This is a genomic window from Nannocystis exedens (genome assembly GCF_002343915.1).
Taxonomy (GTDB): domain Bacteria; phylum Myxococcota_A; class Polyangia; order Nannocystales; family Nannocystaceae; genus Nannocystis; species Nannocystis exedens.
Genome location: NZ_NETK01000001.1, coordinates 3,067,170 through 3,082,955, shown reverse-complemented (window position 1 = coordinate 3,082,955; position 15,786 = coordinate 3,067,170). Strand labels below are relative to the sequence as shown.

9 protein-coding genes are annotated in these 15,786 nt (G+C 71.5%); 5 read left to right on the top strand and 4 right to left on the bottom strand.

Annotated features, from left to right (window positions below; all coding sequences use genetic code 11):
- Positions 1 to 256 precede the first annotated feature (256 nt).
- On the bottom strand, positions 257 to 481 hold the full coding sequence (locus NAEX_RS11965; RefSeq protein WP_096327638.1) for a hypothetical protein: 225 nt from the start codon (positions 479 to 481) through the stop codon (positions 257 to 259).
- A 2,574-nt stretch (positions 482 to 3,055) separates the two neighbouring features.
- Between NAEX_RS11965 and NAEX_RS11960 the strand changes: the two genes are divergently transcribed.
- Positions 3,056 to 5,932 carry a serine/threonine-protein kinase gene (locus NAEX_RS11960; RefSeq protein ID WP_143141366.1) on the top strand — a complete coding sequence of 959 codons (2,877 nt, stop codon included), beginning with the start codon at positions 3,056 to 3,058 and terminating at the stop codon, positions 5,930 to 5,932.
- A 159-nt stretch (positions 5,933 to 6,091) separates the two neighbouring features.
- On the opposite strand, the gene NAEX_RS53765 is transcribed toward NAEX_RS11960, so the two are convergent.
- Positions 6,092 to 8,074, bottom strand: coding sequence for a protein-L-isoaspartate(D-aspartate) O-methyltransferase (locus tag NAEX_RS53765; RefSeq protein WP_096327636.1), 1,983 nt, complete (start codon positions 8,072 to 8,074; stop codon positions 6,092 to 6,094).
- 356 nt (positions 8,075 to 8,430) lie between these two features.
- Here NAEX_RS53765 and NAEX_RS11950 point away from each other — a divergent pair, with 356 nt between their 5' ends.
- Positions 8,431 to 9,642: a hypothetical protein gene (locus tag NAEX_RS11950; RefSeq protein WP_211302397.1), complete on the top strand. Its 1,212-nt coding sequence runs from the start codon at positions 8,431 to 8,433 to the stop codon at positions 9,640 to 9,642.
- A gap of 20 nt (positions 9,643 to 9,662) precedes the next feature.
- Here NAEX_RS11950 and NAEX_RS11945 read toward each other — a convergent pair whose 3' ends face one another.
- A complete protein-coding gene (locus NAEX_RS11945; RefSeq protein ID WP_100793491.1) occupies positions 9,663 to 10,940 on the bottom strand; it encodes a cytochrome P450 in 1,278 nt (425 codons plus the stop codon).
- Between the two features lie 277 nt (positions 10,941 to 11,217).
- On the opposite strand from NAEX_RS11945, the gene NAEX_RS11940 reads away from it, so the two are divergent.
- Positions 11,218 to 12,249: a DUF4350 domain-containing protein gene (locus NAEX_RS11940; RefSeq protein WP_143141367.1), complete on the top strand. Its 1,032-nt coding sequence runs from the start codon at positions 11,218 to 11,220 to the stop codon at positions 12,247 to 12,249.
- A 264-nt stretch (positions 12,250 to 12,513) separates the two neighbouring features.
- Here NAEX_RS11940 and NAEX_RS11935 read toward each other — a convergent pair whose 3' ends face one another.
- Entirely contained in the window at positions 12,514 to 13,410 is an 897-nt protein-coding gene (locus NAEX_RS11935) for a ribulose phosphate epimerase (RefSeq protein WP_100793492.1), read from the bottom strand.
- Between the two features lie 297 nt (positions 13,411 to 13,707).
- Here NAEX_RS11935 and NAEX_RS11930 point away from each other — a divergent pair, with 297 nt between their 5' ends.
- Positions 13,708 to 15,546: a WD40 repeat domain-containing protein gene (locus tag NAEX_RS11930; RefSeq protein WP_096327631.1), complete on the top strand. Its 1,839-nt coding sequence runs from the start codon at positions 13,708 to 13,710 to the stop codon at positions 15,544 to 15,546.
- Between the two features lie 23 nt (positions 15,547 to 15,569).
- Positions 15,570 to 15,749 (top strand): hypothetical protein, encoded by a 180-nt coding sequence (locus NAEX_RS11925; RefSeq protein ID WP_096327630.1) that lies wholly within the window; start codon positions 15,570 to 15,572, stop codon positions 15,747 to 15,749.
- Positions 15,750 to 15,786: the final 37 nt, after the last annotated feature.

The window sequence follows — 15,786 nt, the reverse complement described above, 5'->3', positions numbered from 1 at the left end:
TAGGTGTGCGGGTCACTGCGCACCGCGCTCGGACCCGCTTCGGACGTCATGCGGCGCACGGTGCTCTCTATACGATCGAACTCACACGATTGATGTCACGGACGGACGAGGATCCGGCCAATCGATCCTTTTGTCGCGAAACTGACCCTCGCGCGATCTCCGGCCGGGCGATCGCCGCGGAGGAGGCGTCGGGCCGCAGTTGGAGACGGGTAGCGCCGAGCGAGGACAGCGGGTGCGCGGCGCGAAGGGGCGGAGGTCAGGAACCGCTGTTGCCGCCGGAAAGGATGTGCTTGATCACGAAGGCGCCGACCGGGCCGAAGTCGTCCCAACTGCTCTGGGTGGCGCCGCAGCTCTGCATGCTGCTCCACCCGGGGAGGGCGGCGTTGCTGCCGGGCGGGTCGTAGAGGCGGTGGACGCCGGCCGGGAAGTTGGCGTCGGTGTAATAGCAATTGGCGCCGAGCGAATCGCCGTCACTGTACACCGATTCGAGGACGAACTGCCAGCTGCCGACGAGCGGCGGCGCGGGCAGGTAGGCGCTGGTGGTCTGGTCGAACCACGGGGGACTGTGCGCGAAGTCTTTGAAGTAGACGGCCGTGTCGAGCTCGGTCCGCGCATCACCGGCGTAGAAGGCCCGGTAGGCGTTGGCGAGGGCGTTGTAATTGGCGAGGCCGTAGCTCCGCTGGCCGGGTTCGTCGGCGTCGACGTACGAATTGGGGGTGACGCCCAGGAACTCCTGAGGTTGGAGAAGGCGTGGCCCTGGCAGGCGAGCACCGCGGTGGAAGGATCTTGAGGGTCGTGAGGTCCGAGCGCGAGGCCGTCCTCGAGCCAGGCGGCCTCGCCGTCGAGGTTGAGGGCGACGTTCTGCAGGAACAGCGCCTCGCCGCTCTCTTCTGCCGAGACCGGGCAGATCGAGTAGTAGGTGCCGCTCCACGGGTTGGGGCCGTTCGCGGGCGGGAGCGCGGATGGGCTGCCCTCGGACGGAAAGTCGCTCGCAAGAGGGAGGGCCTTCGCGGCGATCGTATACTTCCACGCGTCGAAGGTCGGCAGGACCTGATTCGACGATGCGCTCTTGATCCACAACGGAATCACATGGGTCGACGAATCGGAGGCGTCGGTGAGCGTCAGCATGAGGAACGCCTGGAGGCCCTCGTCGATGGCCTCGGTGGTCTGAGACGCCGAGTCATGAGCGAGCAGCCGGCCTTCCGCGGTCGGGATCAAGAAATCGAAGCTAGCCAACCTGCGCTCCAGTGCGAGCCGTCCGCGGAGCCGACGAGGGGGGACGGCGCCGAGATGCCCTCCCGGGTCCTGATGTTCGCGAAGGGGGCGCTCCCCACGTAGGGATTTCCCACGTACGGGGAGTTGCCGCTGGTGCAACTGGGGGCGACGCAGCGGAAGGATACGGGATCGTCCGCCCAACCGCCGGCGTCTTCGGCCGCGAGGTCGTCGCCGCAGGCGCCGGCTGTCGTCACGAGGGAGATGCTCAGGGCAAGAAAGGCCTTGGTCGAGGTTCGCATCATGAGTCTTTTATTTGGGGGAGTTCCAGAATGGGCCCGGCCCGGATGAGCCCGGGTCCCGGTGGTATGCGGTTTATGGGGGCCGTGAGGATTGGTCCGGAGCCGAATGGAGCTCGAGACCTGGTTCCCGCAGCACGTAGCGACTCCATGCGCGCGAAAGCGCTCGCCGACGCTCGGCTTTGACCCGATGCTGACTCTGGCTGCGGAAGAACCCCACGACGCGCAGCGCGAGCAAGCAATTCGGCGCCGGTGCATGCGCGCGATGGCGCTCACGGTTGTGGGCGCCGAACATCGCGCCGGAGTCCCAGGGACTGCCGACTGCCCTCGAAAAGCGCAGCACGCGGTCGGACCTCGACGGGTTCTTCCGAAGAGCCATGCCGATTCGACCAGAGATGCCAATTTCAGCGACCTGCATGGAATGCCACGGGCAGACGTGGGACCGGAAATCGCGCGCGGCGCGAAAAACGGGCGTCAGGAGCCGCCGTTGCCGCCGGGGAGGACGTGCTTGAGGACGAAGGCGCCGACCGGGCCGAAGTCGTCCCAGCTGCTCTGGGTGGCGCCGCAGCTCCCATGCTGCTCCAGCCGAGGAGGTTGGCGTTGCTGCCCGGCGGGTCGTAGAACGGTGGACGCCAGCCGGGAAGTTGGCGTCGGTATAATAGCAACTGGCGCCAAGCGGATTGCCGAGCGAATCAATGTCCTTGTACGCCGATTCGAGGGCGAACTGCCAGCCGCCGACGATTGGGGGCCGTCCTCGAGCCAGGCAGCCTCGCCGTCGAAGAAGAGCTCGGCGTACTGCAGGATGAGCGCCTCGCCGGTCTCGTCGTCGGAGACGGGGTAAATCGAGTGGTAAACGCCGCCCCACGGGGTGGGGCGGGAGCGCGGGCGGAGTACTGTCCGGGCTGCCCACCGCGGGGAAGTCGGCCGACGGCGGCGTTGCCTTGGCGCCGATCGTGTATCTCTCCACGCGTTGAAGCCGGGGACCGGGAAGCTCGACGAGGCGGCCTTGATACAGCGGGTCGTGGGTCTCCGTCCACGAGGTGACGGTGTGATCGCTGATCGTGCAGGTTCGTCTCTTGTTAAGGCTCTCGTTCGGTCCCGAACCGGTGAAGGGAGATCCGGGGTTCATGGCGGTTGAGTGGTTATAGCGGTAGTACCGATTGGTTCAGGACCAATCTGTCACCGGATCTGAGTTTTCCTCGCTCGCAGCGCGCGCACGCGGGAAGGTCGCGGCGTCGCGCTCGGCCGTCACCCGATGCGGTCCACGTGTGAGAAAGAAGCATAAGCACCGGTGCGTGCAGTTCCGCACCGGGCCTCGGACCAGGGCCGGACCTCGCGCCGAACGGCAGAGCGCGTCTATGATCGAATTCACGCGATTGACGCCACGGATCGACGAGAACCCAGTCAATGACTCCCCGGACGCGCAATTGAATTCTGGCGCGCGGTCACTGGCCGGGGAGCAGGGCGCCATGGCGTTCCACCCCTCGTCCCTCGCCGCGACCGCGCGCTCCGACGCGGCCGAAGTGACGCCGGCGTCCGGGCGCGTGGATACGACCGAAGGCAACCGGGCGACGCCGATGTCGGCGCCGCCCCGCTCGGCCGGCGATCCGCTCGGCAAGCTGCTGGTGAAGCGGGCGCTCTTCCCCCGCAGGTCGCAGCCCGTGCGGCTCGGGCGGTTCACGGTGCTGGGGCTCATCGGCCACGGCGGGATGGGCGTGGTGTACGCCTGCTACGACGACCAGCTCGACCGCAAGGTCGCCGTCAAGGTCCTGCACCGCGAGGTCGTCCGTGAGCAGGACAACGCGCGCAAGCGGCTGCTGCGCGAGGCCCAGGCGATGGCCCGGCTGTCGCACCCCAACATCGTCACCGTCCACGAGGTCGGGCAGGTCGACGACACGCTCTACGTGGCGATGGAGTTCGTCCGCGGCGTCACGCTGGAGGCGTGGGTCCAGCAGTCGCGCCCGTGGCGGCAGATCCTGGCGGTGTATCTGCAGGCCGGTCGGGGCCTCGCGGCGGCGCATCGGGCCGGGCTCGTCCACCGCGACTTCAAGCCGCAGAACGCGATGGTCGGCGAGGACGGGCGGGTCAAGGTCCTCGACTTCGGCCTCGCCCGCCTGCACGACGAGGACCTCGGCGAGGAGGGGCCGGGCGGGGCGTCGGTGCGGCCGGAGAGCGCGCTGCTGAGGCGGCCGCTGACCCGCACCGGCGTGATCCTCGGGACCCCGGGTTACATGTCGCCGGAGCAGCACCTCGGCCTGCGCGGGACCGCCGAGAGCGATCAGTTCAGCTTCTGCGTCTCGCTGTACCAGAGCCTGTACGGCGAGTGGCCGTTCTCCACCGAATCGTTCCAGGCGCTGCGCGAGGACGCGGTGCATGGCCGCGTGGCGCCGCCGCCCGCGGGCAGCCCGGTGCCGGCGCGGGTGTTCAAGGCGCTCCGCCGTGGCTTGAGGGCCGAGCCCGGGGCTCGCTTCGCGTCGATGACGGCGCTGCTGGCGGAGCTCGAGCGCGACCCCGCCGTGACCTACCGGCGCGTCGCTGCGCTGGCTGCAACGGCCGTGATCGCCGGGGCGGGCGGGGTGATCGCGACCATGGGGAACAGCGGGTTCGAGCGGTGTCCGGACGCGCGGGCGGAGCTCGCGGGCATCTGGGACGAGGGGCGCGCAGCGGAGGTCGGCGCGGCGGTGCGGGCCGTGGCGCCGACGCGGGCCGGGGAGACCCTCGCGCTGATCGAGCCGCAGCTCGGGCGCTACGCGGCCACCTGGGTGCAGCTGCGCAACGATGCCTGTCGTGCGCACGCCGGCGGGCGGCGGGCGGCGCACGTGTTCGATCTACAGACCTCGTGCCTCGATCAGCGGCGGGCTGCCCTCGACGCGACCGTCGACGCCTTCGCGCTCGCCGAGGCGACGAACCTCGACGATCTGGTCCAGACGGTCGCAGGGTTGCCTCCGCTCGCGGCCTGTGCCGACGTCGAGGCGTTGACGGCCGCGATCCCGCCGCCCGCAGATCCGCTGCTGCGCGCGCGGGTGCAGCAGCACCGCGAGACCCTCGCGCGCGCCGAGGTCCAGGAGCACACGGCGCAGAGCCGCCTCGGGCTCCAGCTGGTCGAGAGCGTGCTCGCCGACGCGAAGGCGACCACTTACGAGCCGCTGCTGGCGGAGGCGTATCTGCGCAAGGGGAGCCTGCAGGTGCGCGACGGGGCGTCGGCGGCGGCGTTGCAATCGTTCGACGCGGCGCTGTGGGCGGCGATCAGCTCGGGCCACGCGTCCGCCGCGGCGTTGACGAGCTCGCGGCGCGGGCACCTCCTAGCCTATCAGCTCGGGCGACCCGACCAGGCCCAGGCCCAGCTGCGATTGATCGCGGCGCTGAACCGAGTGGTCGCGGACGACGTCGAGATCTACGGCGAGTTCCTCAACGTCGCCGGGGCCATTCACGCCCACGCTGGGAATTGGAGCGCTGCCGGGGCGCGGTGGCAGGAGGCCGTCGCGCGACACGAGGAGCATGGCCGGCTAGAAACTCCTCTCGGCATCAACATGTTGTTCAATATCGGCGCGCAGCTGCTGATCGTAGGGCAATACGAGGAGGCGGCGGCGAGCTTTCGCCGCGTGATCGACCTTTCAGAGCGCTTTTCCGGCCCGAATCATCCCGACCGCGCCATGTACGAGAGCATGCTCGCCTACGCCTTGACAGGCCTCGGTCGGACCCGCGAGGCGCTGGCGCGCATGCGGGAACTGGAGGTCCGTCTCTCCGGCAGCGAGAACAAGGTCACGCGACTGACCATCCTGCTCGGCCTCGGCCAGGCCGAGCTCGCATTGAACGACGGCCGTGCGGCGCTGCAGCACCTCGTCGGCGCGCAACAGGCAAGCCCCGAGAAGTTTTCGAGGCGCGAGTGGGCCGTGCTCATGTGCGCAGCAGCGCTAGCGAGAGACGTGTCGGCGATGGAGAAGGCGCGTGACCAGGCGCTCGCGGGGATCGACGAGCACACGGACGTCCGCGGCCTGACGTACCACGAAGTTTTCGTCGCGCACGGGCGAGCGCTGGCGTCGCTGGGCCGGTTGCGCGAGGCGCTGGAGCCGCTGGAGCGGGCCCGGTCGGTGCTCGTCGGGTCGGACGACCCGGTGCATGTCGCCCGGCGCGGGCGGCTCGCGCTCGAGCTCGGCCGGGTCCGCGGGCGGCTCGGCGAGCACGAGGTCGCCGAACGCGAGTTGCGGGCGGCGCTCGCGGAATTCGAGGCGGTGCTGTCCCCGCGCAACCTCGAGCTCGCCGACGCGATGCTGGCCCTCGGTGAACTCGCGCTCGCGCAGGGGCGGCGCGACGAGGCCGGGCAGTGGGCGAGCCGGGCGGAGGCGATCTACGCCGCGACCGCCGAGCCCGAGCACGCGCCGTGGCTGCAGGCGCGGGCCTTGCTCGCGCGGGCTCGTTGATCGCGGCAGCAGGGCTCGAGACGGTGGGCCGCCAGGGTAAGCTGAAGGCCAAGGCATCATTGCTCGAATGGACATGTCTGATTCGGCATGTCCTGATAGACAGATCATCGGAGTCGATGACACAGCTCTTCGCACGGCCGCGCTCGCCGATCGCCTCCGTCACAGCCCGAAGGGGTAGGTCTCGGGCAGCTCCGGGCTCGGGCGGCGCTCGACCTGGAGCGGCGAGACGGCGTCGGTCTCGTCGAACCAGATGTACTCGTCGAACTGCAGCGGCAGGCTGGCGTGGAAGTAGTGGCTCATGCGCTCGGAGTCGGGCCGGTAGATCACGCCGATGGCCCGCTCGAGCCGCGGCTGCATCAGCTCGTCGCGGACCTCGGCCCGCCGGGGCGCGCGCAGGGGCAGGAGGAACGCGGGCACCTGGGAGTCGTGGCACAGGCGCTCGTAGCTGCCCGGGAGGGACGGGCGCACGCGCATGCGCTGCATCGGCCCGCCCCAGTCGGAGGCGGCGGCGACGGTGCCGTGATCGGTGCCGAAGCCGACGGCGTAGACGGCGTCGCCGAAGTGCTCGCGGCACAGCTGGCCGACGTTGAGCTCGCCGCGGACGCTCATCTCGGTGGCCTCGGCGTTGCCGAGGTGCGAGTTGTGCTCCCAGACGATGCCGCGGGCGTCGGGCCCGTGGTAGCCGAGGAGCGCCAGCAGGGTGTCGAACATGTGCGTGTCTCGCAGGTTCCACGAGGCGGCGGAGCCGTAGTACATCGCCCGGTAGTAGCGCTCGGCGTTGGTCACGACGTGGGCGTTCTGGGCGGCGTCGAAGAAGGCCTCGCCGTCCCGACCGGCGTACTCGAGGCGCCGCTCGAGCATGTCGCGGAGCATGGCCACCACGGCCGCCTCGGAGCTGGCGTGGCGGCCGACCAGCACCGCCTGGCCGTAGGCGGCCGGGTCCTCCTGCCACGGGGTCAGCATGCCGTAGCGCGCGCGGGCCACCCGCGCCGCGTCGGGGTCGACCTCGTCGAGGTAGGCGAGCACGTGGGCGATCGACGTGAACATGCTGTAGAGGTCGAGCCCGTAGAACCCGGCCCGCTGCGCGCGCTCGCGGCGGCCGAGGTTGTGGGTGCGCAGCCACTCGACGAACTCGCTGACCTCCTCGTTGCGCCACATCCAGGTCGGGAAGCGGGAGAAGGGCGTGAACTCGACGCGCGAGCGCGGCCCGTCGGTGACGTAGTTGTGGATCCGCATGGCGTCGGGCCAGTCGGCCTCGACGGCGACGAAATCGAAGCCGCAGCGCTCGATGAGCGCCCGCGACAGCCGCGCGCGCAGGCGATAGAACTCGCTGGTGCCGTGCGTGGCCTCGCCGAGGAGGACCAGGCGGGCGTCGCCGATCCGATCGATCAGCGCGTCGAGGGAGTGCGCGTCCAGGTCGTGCAACGGCTCGCCGGCCTCGCGGATCAACTTGGGGACGGCGCGGTCGTCGAGCGGTCGCGCCGGGGCGCGCACGAGCCCGCCCTCCTCGGGCCAGCCCTGCTCGCCGATCAGCGGCACGAAGCGCACCGGGCCGAGCGAGTCCTCGTGCAAGTGACCGTCCGCCTCCCGGGTGACGCGCACCAGCGTCTGCGCGCGCTCGCCCGCGCTTACCGGCATGACCAGGCGGCCGCCCGGCGCGAGCTGGTCGAGCAGCGCGCGCGGGACCTCGGGCCCGCCGGCGGCCACGGCGATCGCGTCGTACGGGGCGTGCTCGGGCCACCCGAGCGTGCCGTCGCCGCAGCGGACGTGGACGTTGGTGAAGCCGAGCCGCGAGAGCCGCTCGCTGGCGCTGTCGGCGAGCGACTCGAGCCGCTCGACGGTGTAGACCTCGCCGGCGAGGCGGCCCAGCACCGCGGCCGCGTAGCCGGAGCCGGTCCCCACTTCGAGCACGCGCTCGCCGCCCTGGAGGTCGAGCGCGTCGACCGTCAGGGCGACGATGTACGGCTGCGAGATGGTCTGACCGCCGCCGATCGGCAGCGGCTCGTCCTCGTGGGCGAACTCGGCGAGCTCTTCCGGGACGAACTCGGCCCGCGGGACGCTGCGAAAGGCCGCGAGCACGCGCTCGTCGGTGATGCCCCGGCCGGCCAGTTGCAGATCGATCCACTCGTCGCGCGTGTCCATGACGTCGCGAACATACCCGCGGTCGCGCCCGGGTCGAGCGCACCGAGCCGTGGCGGCGCATCGGTGTGGAGCGGTCGGACTCAGCCGAAGGAGTCGCTGGAGATCGCGGGCGATCGGCGAATCCACGGGCGCTCCCGACCGGCCTCGGGCGGCGGCGGGCCGGCGAAACGAGCGGGCGACGTCGGCCAGGAGCAAGCGCCTCGGCCCAGTCGCGGCGGGGCGCACGCGATGGCTCCGGGGCGCGCGACGGCGGCCTGGATTCATCACCGGGCGCGCGAACGGGGCGCCATCGCCACGCCTGAGGTTGCAGCCGGCGCCCGCGGTCGGGCATCGACATGAGGAGCGAGGGAGGACCGGTGAGCAGACCCGACAGAGAGGAGGCGGCCGTCGAGCTGATGCTGCAGTTCGCGGCGCGGACGGGGGTGACCTCGGACCGGCCGCCGCGGCGGTACCTGTGGACCGACGCGTTCGCGGTCTGCAACCTGCTCGGGCTGGCCCGCGCGTGGAGCTCCGCGCCGCTGCACGACGTCGCGGTGCGCCTGGTCGATCAGGTCCACCACGTGCTCGGGCGCCATCGGCCCGACGACCCGCGGGCGGGGCGGTGGCTCAGCGGCCTGTCCCTCGAGGCAGGTGAGGAACACCCGACGCGCGGGGGGCTGCGGATCGGCAAGCCGCTGCCCGAGCGCGGGCCCGACGCGCCGTTCGACCCCGACGCCGAGTGGGAGCGCGACGGGCAGTACTATCATTACCTGACGAAATGGATGCACGCGCTCGACCAACTGTCCCGCGTCACCGGCGACCGGCGCGGCAACCGACTGGCGCGCGAGCTGGCCGCGGCCGCCCACGCCGGGTTCACGTACGCGCCCAGGCCCGGCGCGCGCAAGCGGATGCACTGGAAGATGAGCATCGACCTGAGCCGTCCGCTGGTGCCGTCGATGGGCCACCACGACCCGCTCGACGGGCTCGTCACCTATCTTCAGCTCCGCGCCGGTCGCGGCGACGCGGCCGAGGGCCCCGACCTCGCGGCGGAGATCGCAGAGATGACGGCGATCGCCGACGGGCTCGATTGGACCACCCACGATCCGCTGGGGCTCGGCGGGCTGATGACCGACGCGTATCGCCTCGACCGGCTGATCCGCCAGGGCGCCGGCGGCGAGGCGCTGCTGGCACCGGTGCTCGCGGCGGCCAGCGCCGGCGCGGCGGCGTACCTGCGCCCGGGGCGGCTCGAGCAGCCGGCGAGTCGCCGCCTGGCGTTCCGCGAGCTGGGGCTGGCGATCGGCCTGCACGCGCTCGAACGGCTCGACGCGGCGGTGCGCCGCGACCCGGGACCGTACGCGGCGATGCCGGCGGCGCGCCGCGACCTCGAGCGGCTGGCGACGTTCTCGCCGTGGATCGAGGTCATCGAGTCGTTCTGGTCGCAGCCCGAGCACCGCCGCAGCCCGACTTGGCTGGGGCACCGCGACATCAACGAGGTCATGCTGGCGACCAGCCTGGCGCCCGCGGGCTACCTGTCGCTCGGCGACGAGCCGAGCGCGCCGCCGCTGAAGGCGACCGGGACGCGCGGCTGAGGCGGCAGCGGCGAAGCACGTCAGTGCGAGGATTCACCGGCGTCAGCGCCGTCGGGGCCCCAGGCCAGGTGCAGGCGATCGTAGCCGAAGAACAGGATGACCCGCGCGCGCTCGAGCGGCGCCCCGGGGCGGAGGCGCAGGTCGGGCAGGCGCGCCAGCAGCCGCTCGATGCCGACGCGGAGCTCGAGCCGGGCCAGCGCGGCGCCGAGGCAGAAGTGAATGCCGCGGCCGAACGCGAAGTGACGGTCGGCGTTGGGGCGCTGCGGGTCGAAGCGATCGGGCTCGGGGAACAGGGCCTCGTCGCGGTTGGCGGCGGCGAGCAACAATTGCAGGGAGCTGTCGGCCGGGATCGTCACGCCGCCGACGGTGACCTCGCCGGTGGTCTGGCGCTGGTTGAACAGCAGCGGCGTCTCGTAGCGCAGCACCTCCTCGATGAACCCGGGCAAAAGTCCAAAGTCGGCGCGCACGGCCGCGAGGTCGGCGGGTCGTTGCATGAGCAGCGCCAGAGCGTTGCTCATGGCGAACATCGTCGTCTCGTGGCCGCCGACGATGAGCTGCATCGGCACGGCCACCAGCTCGTGCTCGCTCAGGCGATCGCCGTCGTCGAGCCGGGCCTGGATCAGCACCGACAGCAGGTCGTCGCCGGGACGCGCCCGCCGCTCGGCGATGACGCTCGCAAAATACTCCTGGAACGCGAGCAGGCCGTGCGCCGACTCGACCAGGCGCTCGATCGGCTCGACGCACCAGATCAGCCGCAACCAGTCGCCCGACCAGCGCTTGAGCCGGTCGATGTCGCCGCGCGGCATGCCGAGCATGTCGCCGATGACCATCGCCGTGAACGGGAACGCGAACCGCTGCGCGACGTCGACGTGGCCTTCGGCGTAAAACCCGTCGATCAGCTCGTCGGCCAGCCGCCGCATCGCCGGCTCGCGCGCGACGATGCTCTGCGGGGCGAAGCCCTTGACCAGCAGGCTGCGCATGCGGGTGTGGTCGGGCGGGTCGGTGGTCAGCAGCGTCGGCAGCCAGGGGGCCTCGCCGGCGAACACGTCGAGCACCTCGGGCGGGAGCTCCTTGTGGGCGCTCATGATGTACTTCGAGGAGAACCGCGCCGGGTCGCGATAGATCGCCTGGATGTCGTCGGGTCGGGTGATGAACCAGCTGTTGAGCGGAGCGTTGAAGAACGCCGCGGTCGCGCGGCGAGCCGCGGCGTAGAACGGGTACGGGTCGGCCATCTGCGCGAAGTCGAACGGGTTGTGGGCCGCGAGCGCGGCGGGGTCGATCGGCTCCGATTCACGCATGCGCGAAGGTCCTCCAGCCTCAGGGTCGCACGCGGCCGCGAAGCGGGAGAATCGGTGCCGACCCGATGCTTGCGAGCCCGGGGATGCACTGCAGACAATCGCAGGACGAGGCGCGTCTGCAGCCGGAGGTCGGCGAACGACGGCGATGCATTCTCGCGATGCGACGGGCCCGGGCGGCCGCGACCCCGCGCCGGCCATGCTCCTTGATGTCCGCCGCGGCCTGGGTTAGACGCGCCGCATGCGAACGCGCGCGGCCTCGCGAACCCTGGCGCTCCTCGTGAGCACGACCGTCCTGCTGGCCGTGGCGGAGGTGCGCGCGGCCGACCGCGGGGCGTTCATCTGGGACGGCGAGTACTGGGGCTTCGACTACGCGGCGTTCGAGCAGGGCCTGGCCTCCGGCGGGGCGGACCCGGTCGAGCGCGCGCCGCAGCTGCCGGCCGACCTGTCGGCGTACAACCTGGTGATCGTCGTGCTGCCCTCGACCGCGCCGGGCCCGGCCGAGGTCGGCGCGCTGACCGAGTTCGTCGACCGCGGCGGGGCGCTGATGCTGGTGTCCGACTACGGCGGCTACTCGCCCGAGCCCTCGGGGATCTTCAACGATGTGCTCTTGCCCGAGTTCGGCGTCGAGGCGCGCTTCGCCTCGGGCACGTCGTACGCCTGCTCCGACGCGGCGATCCTTCACCCGCACCCGCTGACGACCGGGCTCACGGTGTTCCACTCGAGCGCGCCCGACTTCGTGGTCCCCGGACCGTCCACGCAGGTGGTGGTGGAGACGCCGGACAGCGAGCCGTTCCTCGGCGTCGAGCGCAACGTGATCCTGCTCGCCGATTCGAACCCGATCAACACGGCGATCTGCTTGCCCGAGGAGACGAACATCCCGTTCTTCGCCAACCTGCCCGCGTTCGCCTGCGACGTCGACGGCGACGGGGTCGCCAACGCCTCGTGCGACGGCGACGATCCGGACGACCTCGATCCCGCCGTCACCGAGCCCGGGCAGGAGAGCACCGGCGGCGAGACCACCGGCAGCGGGACCACCGGCGACGCGACCTCCGGTGAGACCGGCGACGCGACGGGCGACACGACGGGCGACGAGCCGACGGGCGGCGAGCCGACGGGCGGCGCCGGTTCGAGCACCGCCCCGACGAGCGCCGATCCGACCGACGGCCCCGAGCCGACCTCCGCCGGCAGCGCGACCACTTCGAGCTCCATCGACGAGGAGAGCGGCTGCGGCTGCCGCGGCGCCGGCGACGGCCGCTCCGGCGGGTGGCTCGTGCTGCTCGGGCTCGCGCTGCGCCGTCGACGGCAGTGACGCGCCGGAGGTGAGGCGAGCGCGGGTCCGACGCCGCGCGGCGGACGGGAGCCTACCCGAGCGCGACATGTCCCGAGGGACAGTCTGTCGCGGGCGCCATCGTCACGCGGACATCACGGTCCCTGGGTGCGGTGTCGTGTGGGAGCGGTGAGGACCGCGAGCGCGGCGGCGCCGTCGACGGGGGACGGCGCCGCATTCTCAGGATGTCTTTTGAAGCATGTCGGAAGGGACATGCATTGATTGGCGAGCCGGGCGCGTCCGGGCTCAGCCCGGGATCACGCAGATCCCGACGTCGGCGAAGGCCGGCGGCGGTTCGCCGCCCACGCCCTCGTAGAACGACACGCACTCGGCGCCCTCACCGGTGCACTGCGGATCGGTGAGGTCGCAGAACGAGAGGCAGCACGCGCTGATGTTCTGATCGCACTCGAGCGCCGACTCCGAGCCCCAGCACAGCAGGCCCGGGTCGCACACGTTGCTGAACTGGCACGGGTCGAACTCCTGGCCCTCCTCGAACGAGTACTCGGCCAGGCACACGAACCGCTGGCCGTTGCTGGCCCAGTCGGGCAAGCAGCCCTGGCCGGACGGGCAGTCCTGCAGCAGCGGGTCGCAGCCCTGCAGGCAGACGTGGGCGATGCCGGGGACCCAGAACACGCAGATGTCGTCCGAGCCCGGGCAGTCGTAGGTGTCCTCGTTGCCGGTGCACAGGGCGACGCACTGGCCGGTGTTGTCGTCGTGGTTGATGTTCCAGCAGGCGAGGCCGTAGTCGCAGTCGTCGACGCCGGTCCACCAGCCGCCCTCGACCTTGCACGGGTCGCCGACCTTGCCGGGGTTCTGGACCACCGGCGTGCACATGTTGCCGGTGAACGCGGGCTCGCCCTCGGGCGCGAAGGCCATGCACTTGTAGCCGTCCGGACAGTCCTGCTGCCACGGGTCGCACATCGACGCCTCGCCGTCCGTCACGCTGGTCGACTCTTCGTCGGTCGTGCTGCCGGTCGTCGAGCCGCTGGAGGTCGGGGTGACGGTGTCCGAGCTGCTGGTGTCGCCGGAAGAGGTCGACGGGTCCGTCGTCGGGGTGCCGGTGGCCTTGGAAGTGGAATCGGAGCAGCCGCCGAGCAGGGCGGCGCAGAACACGGGGATCAATCGGGCGAGCTTATGCATCATTTCCTCCGAGGTATGGGCAAGTCATTCGTGATGGCGATCTCGACCAGCTCGAGACCGGCGCGCAGCGTAGCAAGCCGAGGTCGATCCGCTCGTCGCGATCGCCCGGCAGGGCTCGGCACGGGAGTGTCTTCGGTCATGGCCGGTCGCGGTCGATCCCGTCACGAGAAAGCACGAGTGCTGGAGTCAGCGTCGGACTCCTCGGGAGGAGTGCCGCTCGCGGGCCGATCGATCCCGGGTTTTTTTCGGCGATCGCAAACGAACACGACGCGGCGCGCTGATATCCTCGGGCGCTACCCCATGCCGTGGATCGCCCATTACACCGCTCCCGTCGCCCATTTGCCCGCGGCCCCGCGCTCGCCCGCGCTGCGCGTGTTCGCCGGCAAGCCGCACGCGCTGGCGTTCCTCGCTGACGGCTCGCTGGTCATCGGCACGAGCCTGGGAGTCACCCTGCACGACCCCGCGGCGCCCACGCCGCCGCGCGCGGTCGTCGAGGGCATCGGCGGGGTCGAATGGATGGTCGCGCACCCCGACGGCGAATCGGTGGTGGCGGCGGTGCGCGAGCCGCAAGGCCGCGCCGTGGTGCGCGTGTGGCCGGGCTCGGGGCGCGTGGTGAAGCTGGTGGCGGGGCCGATCCCGGGTTACCAGTTCTCCGGGGCGCTCGCGCCCGATGGCGCGCACCTTTACTGGTTCCGGTTCGGCCCGCCGCGGGTGCTCTGCACCGTCGACGCGCTGACCGGCGCCACCGTCCGCGAGCTCGAGCTGCCGCAAGAGGCGACCGGCTCGCTGGCGGTCCGCCGCGACGGCGCGGTGTACATGAAGGGCAAGAACATGCTGGTCATCCACGCCGACGGCCGGGTCGAGCCGCGCGCCGACAGCCCGTTCTTCATCGCGCCCGAGCCGCTGTTCGTCGTCGACGACGGCGGCCTGGTCGGCACTCGCGGACAGCGGGTCGGGTTCAAGGACGGCGCCTTCGTCCATGACCGCGAGGTGTGGTCGCGCGCGCACGAAGGGACCCTCTCCCACGACCGCAGCCGCCTGACCTTTCACGGCAGCCTGTGCGACGTGCAGGTGTGGGACGTCGCGGCCGCGCGCACGGTCTTCGCGGTCGAGCAGCCGAGCACGATCGGCCTGCTGCCGGGCTGGCGCGGCCAGTCGGCGGCCTCCAGCGCGGCGCACGTGGCCGCGATCGACTTCAGCGACGCGGGGGTGACGATCTGGCAGATCGACCGCCCCGAGCAGCCGATCGCCAGGTCGACGGGCTACAGCCGCGGGCTGCAGCGAGTGATGGTCCACGGCAGCGCGCTGACGGTGCAGATCACCCAGTCGGCGAACTACATGGAGTCGGTGAAGGAGATCGAGCTGGCGACCGGGGCCACACGGATGCTCGCGCGCACCAACGTCCGCGACGTCGCCCGCACACGGGACGGTCAGCGGCTGCTGGTCCTGCACGAGCAAGGTCCGATGAATCCGCTCGCGGTCGCGGTGCTCGACGCGGCCGGCGAACCGCTCGAGTCGCTCGAGGTCCAGCGCGGCGCCGGCGAAGTGACGGTGGCGCCGAACGGGGTGACGTGGGGCGTCATCACCCACAGCTACCCCGCCCAGCTCCACGCCGAGCCGACCTGCTACGCGCAGTGGCGCGCGTTCGGGGCGACGAAGTGGGCCAAGAACGTCAAGCTCAAGGGTCGCTTCATGGGGCTGGCGCTGGCCGACACGGCGGCGGCGGTGATGGTCGACGATCAACTCGAGGTCGTCGGCGTCCCGAAGGGGAAGACGCTGCTGTCGACGCCGATCGCCAAGGGCGGCCGAGGGGTGGCGCTCAGCCCCGACGGGACGTTCGTCGCGGTGGGCACGTTCGCCGGGCCGCGGCTGGTCCGGCTCGCCACCGGGGCGGTGACCGAGCTGACGCCCGAGCTCCCGGGCGAGCAGAGCCACGTGTGCAGCCTGTGCTTCACCGAGGAGTGGTTGTTCGTCGGCTACGAGTCGGGCGCGATCACCCAGCACCGCGTGCCCACCGGCGAGCAGGTGGCGGCGCTCCACGGCCACACCGACGAGGTGCTGGCGCTGACGTGGGCCGACGGCGCGCTGTGGAGCGCGTCGGAGGACGGCACGGTCGTGCGCTGGGGCGAGCTCGGGTGAGCGATGGAGCTGTCCCGAGGGACATGTGCGGGCACGGCGCGGCGCGGCGCGGCGCGGCGTATCCCGACCCGGGCGTGACCGGCCGCCGGATCGCGCTGCTGCTGGCCGCCGCCCTCGCGTGCGAGTCGCCCGCGCGGCCCTGCCCGGCCGGGACCACCGCCGACGAGGCGCGCGCGGCCCGGCTGACGACTTGCGGGCGCTGACGAGTCTGTCGGGGGTCGCGGCGCTCGAGTCGGCGCG

Excerpts from the sequence above, each read along its gene's own strand:
- NAEX_RS53765 (WP_096327636.1), bottom strand. The coding sequence starts at position 8,074 with ATGGACACGCGCGACGAGTGGATCGATCTGCAACTGGCCGGCCGGGGC.
- NAEX_RS11945 (WP_100793491.1), bottom strand. The coding sequence starts at position 10,940 with ATGCGTGAATCGGAGCCGATCGACCCCGCCGCGCTCGCGGCCCACAAC.
- NAEX_RS11930 (WP_096327631.1), top strand. The coding sequence starts at position 13,708 with ATGCCGTGGATCGCCCATTACACCGCTCCCGTCGCCCATTTGCCCGCG.
- NAEX_RS11935 (WP_100793492.1), bottom strand. The coding sequence starts at position 13,410 with ATGATGCATAAGCTCGCCCGATTGATCCCCGTGTTCTGCGCCGCCCTG.
- NAEX_RS11925 (WP_096327630.1), top strand. The coding sequence starts at position 15,570 with ATGTGCGGGCACGGCGCGGCGCGGCGCGGCGCGGCGTATCCCGACCCG.